The following is an 8148-nucleotide window of genomic DNA, read 5'->3' as shown; positions in this document are numbered from 1 at the left end:
GCCATCCAGCTTGGATGGTTTTTTTGTACTATTTGAAAACTGAAATTTCTGACGTATCATTTTAAAAAAGGAGTCATGTCATTATGAAACAAGCTACTTCGAGTCGGCTCCACTACGCTTGGATCATTGCGGGTGTCACCTTTTTCATTCTCTTGGTTGGCGCTGGAATTCGCTCTGCTCCTGGTGTATTTATGGTTCCTGTTGAACAAGAATTTGGCTGGAGTCGCTCTTCTATCTCAATAGCGCTGTCCATTAATCTATTGCTATACGGATTGGTAGGCCCGTTTGCGGCAGCAGTCATGGATCGGTTCGGAATAAGGCGTATCACGATCATTGCTCTTATCCTGTTGGCATTGGGTTCATCCCTCACGACTTGGATGCAGGCCTCCTGGCAACTGACTGTACTTTGGGGAGTCGTTGTTGGACTGGGTTCAGGATGCACGGCTTCCGTATTAGGAGCAATGATCGCAAATCGCTGGTTTGTGAAGCAACGAGGATTGGTTATGGGTATATTAACAGCAAGCGGTGCAACAGGACAGCTGGTATTTCTTCCTCTTCTCGCAAGCTTGGCTGAATCAGATGGCTGGCGTACGGCATCGTGGGTGATTGCAACAGCGGCTCTGATCTTGGTTCCGATTGTGGCTGTCTTGATGCGTGATCGACCAAGTGATAAGGGACTTCAGGCATTTGGTGCGACAGAAGCTGATCAAGAAATAGAAGACATTAAGCAAAACCCTTTTCGTGCAGCTGTTGATGGTTTAGTAAGAGGATCTCGTTCCTTTGATTTCTGGTTGTTGGCTGGCAGCTTTTTTATTTGCGGTCTTTCTACCAATGGTTTAATCGGTACTCATTTTATAGCTGCTTGTATGGAGTACGGTATTCCAGCGGTAACGGCTGCAAGTTTACTCGCTCTCATAGGTATCTTTGACATTATCGGAACAACATTGTCGGGATGGCTATCGGACCGCTTTAACAATCGTTGGCTCTTGTTTTGGTATTACGGTTTACGGGGATTATCGTTAATGCTGCTTCCTGCAGCACTGTCCTCTTCTACGTTTACCTTGGGCTTATTCATTGTCTTCTATGGCTTAGATTGGGTAGCTACAGTTCCTCCCACACTTAAGTTGACAACCGATATTTTTGGAAAACAGCAATCAGGAATTTTGTTTGGGTGGATATTAGCCGCACATCAGTTAGGTGCTGCTGTGGCCGCTTACAGTGGAGGAGTCATTTATACCATGTTGAATAGTTACTTCATCATGTTTATCATTGCGGGAATATTTTGCTTGATCGCTTCTGTATTGGTTATGCGGATTGGAAGGAACGCGCTCACGGCGAAAATTTCCGGGAACATGTAGAGGCAAATATATGGATTGAAAGAAAAACACCCGAGTGGACACTAGATCACTCGGGTGTTAGTTAGTTTTCAGGTTGCGAATACATGGGAAGGATGATACGGAAAACAGCGCCGTGGATTGGACCATTTTCTGCTTGGAGACGGCCGTGCGAACGTTCGATAATTGCTCGAGAAATAGCTAGCCCCAGTCCGACATCACCATTTTTTCCTTTCACAAAACGATGAAATAAATGAGGGAGAAGCTCTTCCGCGATGCCCTCACCATCATCTTGTACTTCTATTTGGAGATGGCGTTTGCCTGATTTGATTTCGATCGTGATCTGATCCTTGGCATGGCGCAAAGCATTTCCAATGATATTCAACAAGGCTTGAAGAAACTTTCCTTCATCGACGTACACTACGTCATTGGTTTTAGGCGGACGTACTAAAATCGTTACATTGTGTTGGAGCTGCAAAGGGTGTAAACGCTCAATGGCTCGAGTCACCAGGTCAGTAGCGGAAAGCCATGAGGGATCAAACAAATTCTCTTCGCCTTCGAGCTTGGCCAACAATATAATTTCAGTCACAATATGCTTCAATCGATTGGTTTCCTCTACGATTACATCAAAACCTTTTTCAGCAGCATCATCAACAAAAACACCATCGCGAATTCCCTCGGCATATCCTTGAATGGACATGAGAGGGGTTTTTAGCTCGTGGGAAGCATTCTGTAAAAATTGCCGCTGGATTTCATGGAAACGATCGAGCTCTTGTGCCATGGAGTAAACACTATTCGAGACTTCAGCAATTTCACCGCGAGCAGGAATGAGTTGGACTTCGGAAAAATGACGTGCTTGAACCTTTTTAATTTCTCTCGTCAATTTATGCAGTGGCTTCACCATACTACGCGTAATAAAAAAACTGAGTAAAATGGTAGATACGGCTCCAATCAAAACGATGAGCAATATGTTATTCGTCATCTCCATACGAATGTCTTTTAGTCCACGTACAGGAGAGGCCAGAATCAGTCGTTGCTTTTCGTCGTTTTTAAAAGGCAAGTTAACGACCACATAATCATCGCTTCCGACCATCCATATGTTTCGATTTTGCCTTTTCTCCGCTTTACGCTCAAGGGCAGCCATCCATTCATTCAAATTGGAAGAAGGTAGGGATGTGTAGAGTACTTTTTTCTTTTTTCCTAAGAGCAAAACTTCTATCTTGCGATTGGAGACGAGAAGCTTTTCGAGTTCTGCGACTCCCTCAGTTTCAATCTTTACATTCGATTCGTTCATTTTTTCAATCCAGAATCGACCTTTTAGGTTCAATTCATTCTTTTGCTGCTCGATTAAATTATCCAGCAAAAACGAATTGATCAGGGCAGCCGATACCCCTATGACAAGACAGAGAAGAAGGGCGAACATCAAAGTAATGCGAAATTGGATACTCATTCATCCTTCGTTCCTTCCAAAGTTCGCAGGCGATACCCAAAGCCCCAGACGGTTTCGAGAGGGATCTTGTCCAGCTTTTTTCGGATACGACGAATGAGATCATCAACCACTCGATCACTTCCAAAATAATCATATCCCCATATTAGAGAGAGCAGCTCATCACGGGAAAAAGCCCGATTCGGATGCTCCGATAAAAGGCTAAGCACCTGAAACTCTTTCGAGGTCACCTCTACTTCCTCCCCAAAAGAATAGACCAGACGTTTTTTCTTATCTAATACAAGAGCGCTGTTAGCAGCCTCTTCCGGGTTATTGTCTTTCGCAATGAAAGGGGATTCTTCCGCATGAGACTTCATCTGTTTCCAACGTTGGAGTGCCCGATTCACGCGTGCCACTAATTCACGAGGGCTAAAAGGTTTGGTGAGATAATCGTCGCTTCCTAGCTCTAGTCCAAGAATCTTGTCTACTTCTTCGTCGCGAGCAGAAACCATGATGATAGGCGTCTCTGAACCAGCACGAATACGTCGGCAAAACTCATAGCCATTCATACCTGGCAACATGATGTCCAATACCCAGAGATCGGGAGGATTCTTTTGCTCTAAAGTAATAGCCTCTTCGGCTGATTCAAGTGCAGTTGTAACATAGCCTTCCTTTTGAAGATAGGCTTCGACGATCTGACGAATATGGATGTCATCGTCTACGATAGCAATGTGAAAGGTCTTCATAGGATTCCTCCGCGAACCTTTAGATTCTCACTTTATTGTACATCTTCAAACCGACATAAGCAGTTGTTGAAGACATTTCCCATACATTTCCCATACTTTTCCCATACTTTCCTACGTTTCTTACAATAGTGTAAGGAAGTTGAAACCCAAATCGATAGGACTACGTGTTCATTCCTTGTAAAATCAAAGTACATTCAATAAACGGAGGGATACACCATGAGAAAACTACTACAGATGATCGCGATTACGTTCGGATTGTTAATCGATACGAAGACAATGATTCGCTCCTCCGAATTGGAAATGGTCGTGAAGCTGTAAAGATGATAATAAATACATGTAAAATAACATGAAATTGTAGGGGCCAGAATGTAGGGGCCTTTTTTGTTTTGTGCGATGACCCAGCCTGAAACAAGGCTGGAATATTTAGGATACTACGAGATCCGTGTGTATACGACCAAAATCGGTGGTAAATCTTGAGGAAATGGATTGATTCAACTGGATTTTTTGGACGTGTCCTCTCTCTATATGGTATAATGAAGTATTGTGATAACCAGTTGGAGGTTTACCCTTTATGGCAGAAGAAACTGCTCGGTTTCCAAAAGTCGATATTAGCCACGAAATGAGAGAATCGTTCATTAGCTATGCGATGAGCGTTATCGTCAGTCGGGCTTTGCCTGACGTTCGCGATGGTTTGAAGCCTGTACACAGGCGTATTTTGTATGCCATGCACGATATGGGCCTTACTCCTGACAAGCCGTTCCGTAAATCGGCAAACGTTGTCGGGGAAGTAATGGCGAACTACCATCCGCATGGTGACTCTTCCATCTATGAAGCGATGGTACGTATGGCCCAAGATTTTAACATGCGCTACATGCTGGTTGAAGGGCAAGGGAACTTCGGTTCTGTAGACGGCGACCCGGCAGCGGCGATGCGTTATACGGAGTCGCGTTTTTCCAAGCTCGCGCTGGAGCTTTTGCGCGATATTGATAAAGAAACGGTCGATTTCACTCCTAACTACGACGGACGCAAAGAAGAGCCGGTTGTATTGCCTTCTCGTTTCCCGAACCTGCTTTTGAATGGGGCATCAGGGATTGCTGTAGGTATGGCTACCAATATTCCGCCGCATAACTTGACAGAAGTTGTTGATGGCGTTATTGCCATGATCGACAACCCTGATATTACGATTCAAGATTTGATGAAGATTATCAAGGGACCTGACTTCCCTACAGCGGGGGAGATTCTCGGTTACAGTGGTATTCGTCGTGCCTATGAAACAGGCCGTGGTTCCATTATTATGCGCGCCAAAACCCAGATTGAAGAGGATGGGAAAGGCAAACCGCGCATCATCGTAACAGAGATTCCTTATCAGGTGAACAAGGCGAGACTCGTGGAAAAAATCGCGGAGCTCGTGCGCGAGAAAAAAATCGAAGGCATTACCGACCTTCGTGATGAGTCTGACCGCAAAGGTATGCGCATTGTGATGGAATTGCGTCGCGACGTTATTCCAAAGGTTGTTTTGAACAACTTGTTCAAGCATACCCAAATGCAGTCTACATTTGGTGTGAACATGCTGGCACTCGTTGACAGTCGTCCGCGTGTATTGAATTTGCGTGACATGCTCTATTACTATTTGGAGCACCAACGCGTCATTATCCGCAGAAGGACCGAATACGATCTCAAGCAAGCAGAAGCCCGTGCGCACATCTTGGAAGGTTTGCGCATCGCGTTGGATCATATTGACGAGATTATCAGCTTGATTCGTTCTTCTCAAACCACAGAAGAAGCTCGCACAGGACTCATGGAAAACTACACCTTGTCTTACGAGCAGGCACAGGCCATCCTCGATATGCGTCTGCAACGCCTGACTGGTTTGGAGCGGGAAAAAATCGAGAATGAATACCAAGAACTCATGGTAAAAATCGCAGAACTGCGTTCGATTCTTGCAGACGAAGCCAAAATCTATGCAATCATCCGCGAAGAGCTGGGTGAGATCAAAGAGAAGTTTGGCGATGCAAGACGCACGGAAATTACTTTCGATGAGAATCATATCGAAGATGCTGATTTGATCCCAGAGGAAGATGTGGTCATTACCCTGACGCATGACGGTTATATTAAGCGTCTGCCTGTTTCCACCTATCGTTCGCAAAAACGCGGTGGGCGTGGTGTTCAGGGATTGGGAACCAAGGATGACGATTTTGTCGAGCATCTGTACATTACCAACTCGCATGATTACATCATGTTCTTCACGAGCAAAGGGAAGGCTTATCGCCTAAAAGGATTCGAGATTCCTGATCTGAGTCGGACAGCGAAAGGTACCCCAATCATCAATCTCATTCAGATTGAAAAAGGGGAGCGGGTTAGTGCGGTAATCCCTGTGAAGGAGTTTGATCAAGAACATTACCTGTTCTTTGCGACCAAGAAGGGGATTATTAAGAAAACCACGCTGGAGTCCTATGAAAATATTCGCAAAGGCGGACTGATTGCGGTTAATCTGCGCGAAGATGATGAGTTGATTGGTGTTCGTCTGACGGATGGCAAACAAGAAATCATCATGGGTACTCACAAAGGCATGTCCGTCCGTTTCAATGAGGGAGACGTACGCACGATGGGACGTAACGCCACCGGTGTGAAGGGGATTACCCTTGACGACGATGATGATGTCATCGATATGGACGTTATCAAACCGAATGCAGAAGTGCTCATTGTAACGGCGAATGGTTACGGTAAACGGACTCCTGTCGATGAATACCGCATTCAATCTCGTGGCGGTAAAGGGATTAAGACGCACAATGTAACGGATCGAAGCGGTCCGGTTGTTGGGTTGAAAGTTGTTGAGCCTGAAGAGGATCTGATGATTATTACCACTTCCGGTATCATCATTCGTACAGAAATGAAAGGTATTTCTGTGATGGGGCGTTACACGCAAGGTGTGAAACTGATCCGTTTGTCTGAAAATGAGCAAGTGGGATCAGTCGCCAAGTGTCCTCCAACTGAGGAAGAGGATATGTTGGATGAAGATGCGGAAGAGAGAATCGAGGATCTGCAAGACGGAGAGACTGTCGAAGCATCCGAGCCTACCGAGCCTACCGAACCGACAGAGGAATAAAGAAAATCACGACGAAAGCGTCCCGCATAATGTGGGGCGTTTTTTCGTGTAAGTGCAGAAAGTTTGTTCTACCCAGTGCTTTTTTCCTGCAAATGGTTTGGGTTTGGAGTAAAATTGGGAAATGGATACTATATCATTAACAAGTTGGATCGGGTGGTGAGCAGGTTGCCCAATGTGGAAGTGAAACAACTGACTCTTGGAGCGAAATTGGCTGAAGACGTATTTACAGCATTGGGAGGCATTCTTTTTGCAAAAGGAACCCCTCTCTATGAAAGAGAAGTTCAATTCTTAGAAGCGTTCATGATCAAGCAGGTACAAGTAGAGGAATCAGGAGGGGCTTGGACTGACCAAGGTGAACCAACTAAGGCAGATACGCCAGAAGCTTCTGATAAGTTTATCCAAGCTAAACCTGTGTTTCAGGAGTCATTTGATAAAGCAGTGTCTACACTGAAAAATTTGATGACCCGCGTACAAGGCGGCAATAACATACCCGTTATGGAAGTCAGAGAAGTTGTGACGCCGATCATTACGGAGTTTCAGCAGCAACCACAAGTCCTTCTCTCCCTTCGGCGCTTTGCAAGGATGGATAGCTATGCCTACGAGCATGCCATAGCGGTTGGGATTATTTCTTATATGATTGCAAAATGGGTCAAGGTGCCAGAAAAGGAATGGATGCAGGTCGCATTGGCGGGTACATTGCTCGATATAGGAAAAACGAAAATTGATCGGCGGATTTTGCAAAAACCAGGGAAGCTTACGCCAGACGAATTCGAAGAGATGAAGAAGCATACCGTTTATGGCTACCAAATTATTAAGTCATCCCACGGTTTAAGTGAAGGTGTAGCATTAGCGGCTTTGCAACATCATGAGCGAGAAGATGGTTCAGGCTATCCGCTAGGTTTGCCTGGTTCTAAACTGCATTTATACAGTAAAATTGTCGCTGTGGCTGATGTGTATCATGCAATGAGCTCGGATCGTGTGCACCAAAAGGCACTGTCACCCTATCAAGTCGTGGAGCAATTAGTGCAGGATAGCTTCGGGAAACTTGATCCTACCATTGTTCGGACATTTGTGGAGGGGATCACTCAATTCGCTGTAGGGACGCTAGTCGAATTAAGTGATGGAACGATTGGGAAGATCGTATTTACAGACCGTAATCACCCAACGAGACCGATGGTTGAAACAGGTGGAAAAATCGTAAACTTAGTCGAAGCTCGACATTTATCTATTATGAGAGTAATGGAACAGTAAGGGAGAGAGGCGAGTGATTCGCCTCTCTTTTAATATGATTTAAAGAAATTCAATTTTATTATAAAAAACTCTTGTGCTGTTTAAAAATACGTGATAAGATACTTCTTGTCGCTTCGGTTGAGGCAACACTTCAAGAAGAAAAGTTACATAAGCTATTTACTTCTTGAGCATTGTTTGATAAAGTATTGAATTGTCGCCGCTAAGTGGAACAAGATTTTTTAAAAAACATCTTGCAAAAGCCTAGACGGTATGATAAGATAGAAAAGTCGCCTCGAGAGAGACGAA

5 protein-coding genes are annotated in these 8148 nt (G+C 44.8%); 3 read left to right on the top strand and 2 right to left on the bottom strand.

The features are described 5' to 3' along the window. Positions 1–83: 83 nt before the first annotated feature. Positions 84–1358 (top strand): MFS transporter, encoded by a 1275-nt coding sequence (locus POF51_RS31930; protein ID WP_069853113.1) that lies wholly within the window; start codon positions 84–86, stop codon positions 1356–1358. Positions 1359–1419: 61 nt separating this feature from the next. Here POF51_RS31930 and POF51_RS31925 read toward each other — a convergent pair whose 3' ends face one another. Both POF51_RS31925 and POF51_RS31920 read right to left on the bottom strand, forming a co-directional pair. Further along, on the bottom strand, positions 1420–2784 hold the full coding sequence (locus tag POF51_RS31925; RefSeq protein ID WP_069853116.1) for a sensor histidine kinase: 1365 nt from the start codon (positions 2782–2784) through the stop codon (positions 1420–1422). Continuing rightward, on the bottom strand, positions 2781–3506 hold the full coding sequence (locus tag POF51_RS31920) for a response regulator transcription factor (protein WP_069853118.1): 726 nt from the start codon (positions 3504–3506) through the stop codon (positions 2781–2783). Before POF51_RS31920 ends, POF51_RS31925 begins: the two co-directional genes overlap by 4 nt. Positions 3507–4077: 571 nt before the next feature. On the opposite strand from POF51_RS31920, the gene gyrA reads away from it, so the two are divergent. After that, positions 4078–6612, top strand: coding sequence for a DNA gyrase subunit A (gyrA, locus tag POF51_RS31915; protein WP_069853121.1), 2535 nt, complete (start codon positions 4078–4080; stop codon positions 6610–6612). 165 nt (positions 6613–6777) lie between these two features. Further along, complete coding sequence (locus POF51_RS31910; protein ID WP_170831645.1) at positions 6778–7863, top strand: HD-GYP domain-containing protein; 1086 nt, start codon at positions 6778–6780, stop codon at positions 7861–7863. The last annotated feature ends 285 nt before the right edge of the window (positions 7864–8148 follow it).

It is taken from the genome of Brevibacillus sp. AG, from assembly GCF_028369215.1.
GTDB lineage: Bacteria > Bacillota > Bacilli > Brevibacillales > Brevibacillaceae > Brevibacillus > Brevibacillus porteri.
The sequence above is the reverse complement of the archived record's forward strand: the minus strand, read 5'-3'. Positions and strand labels throughout refer to the sequence as shown.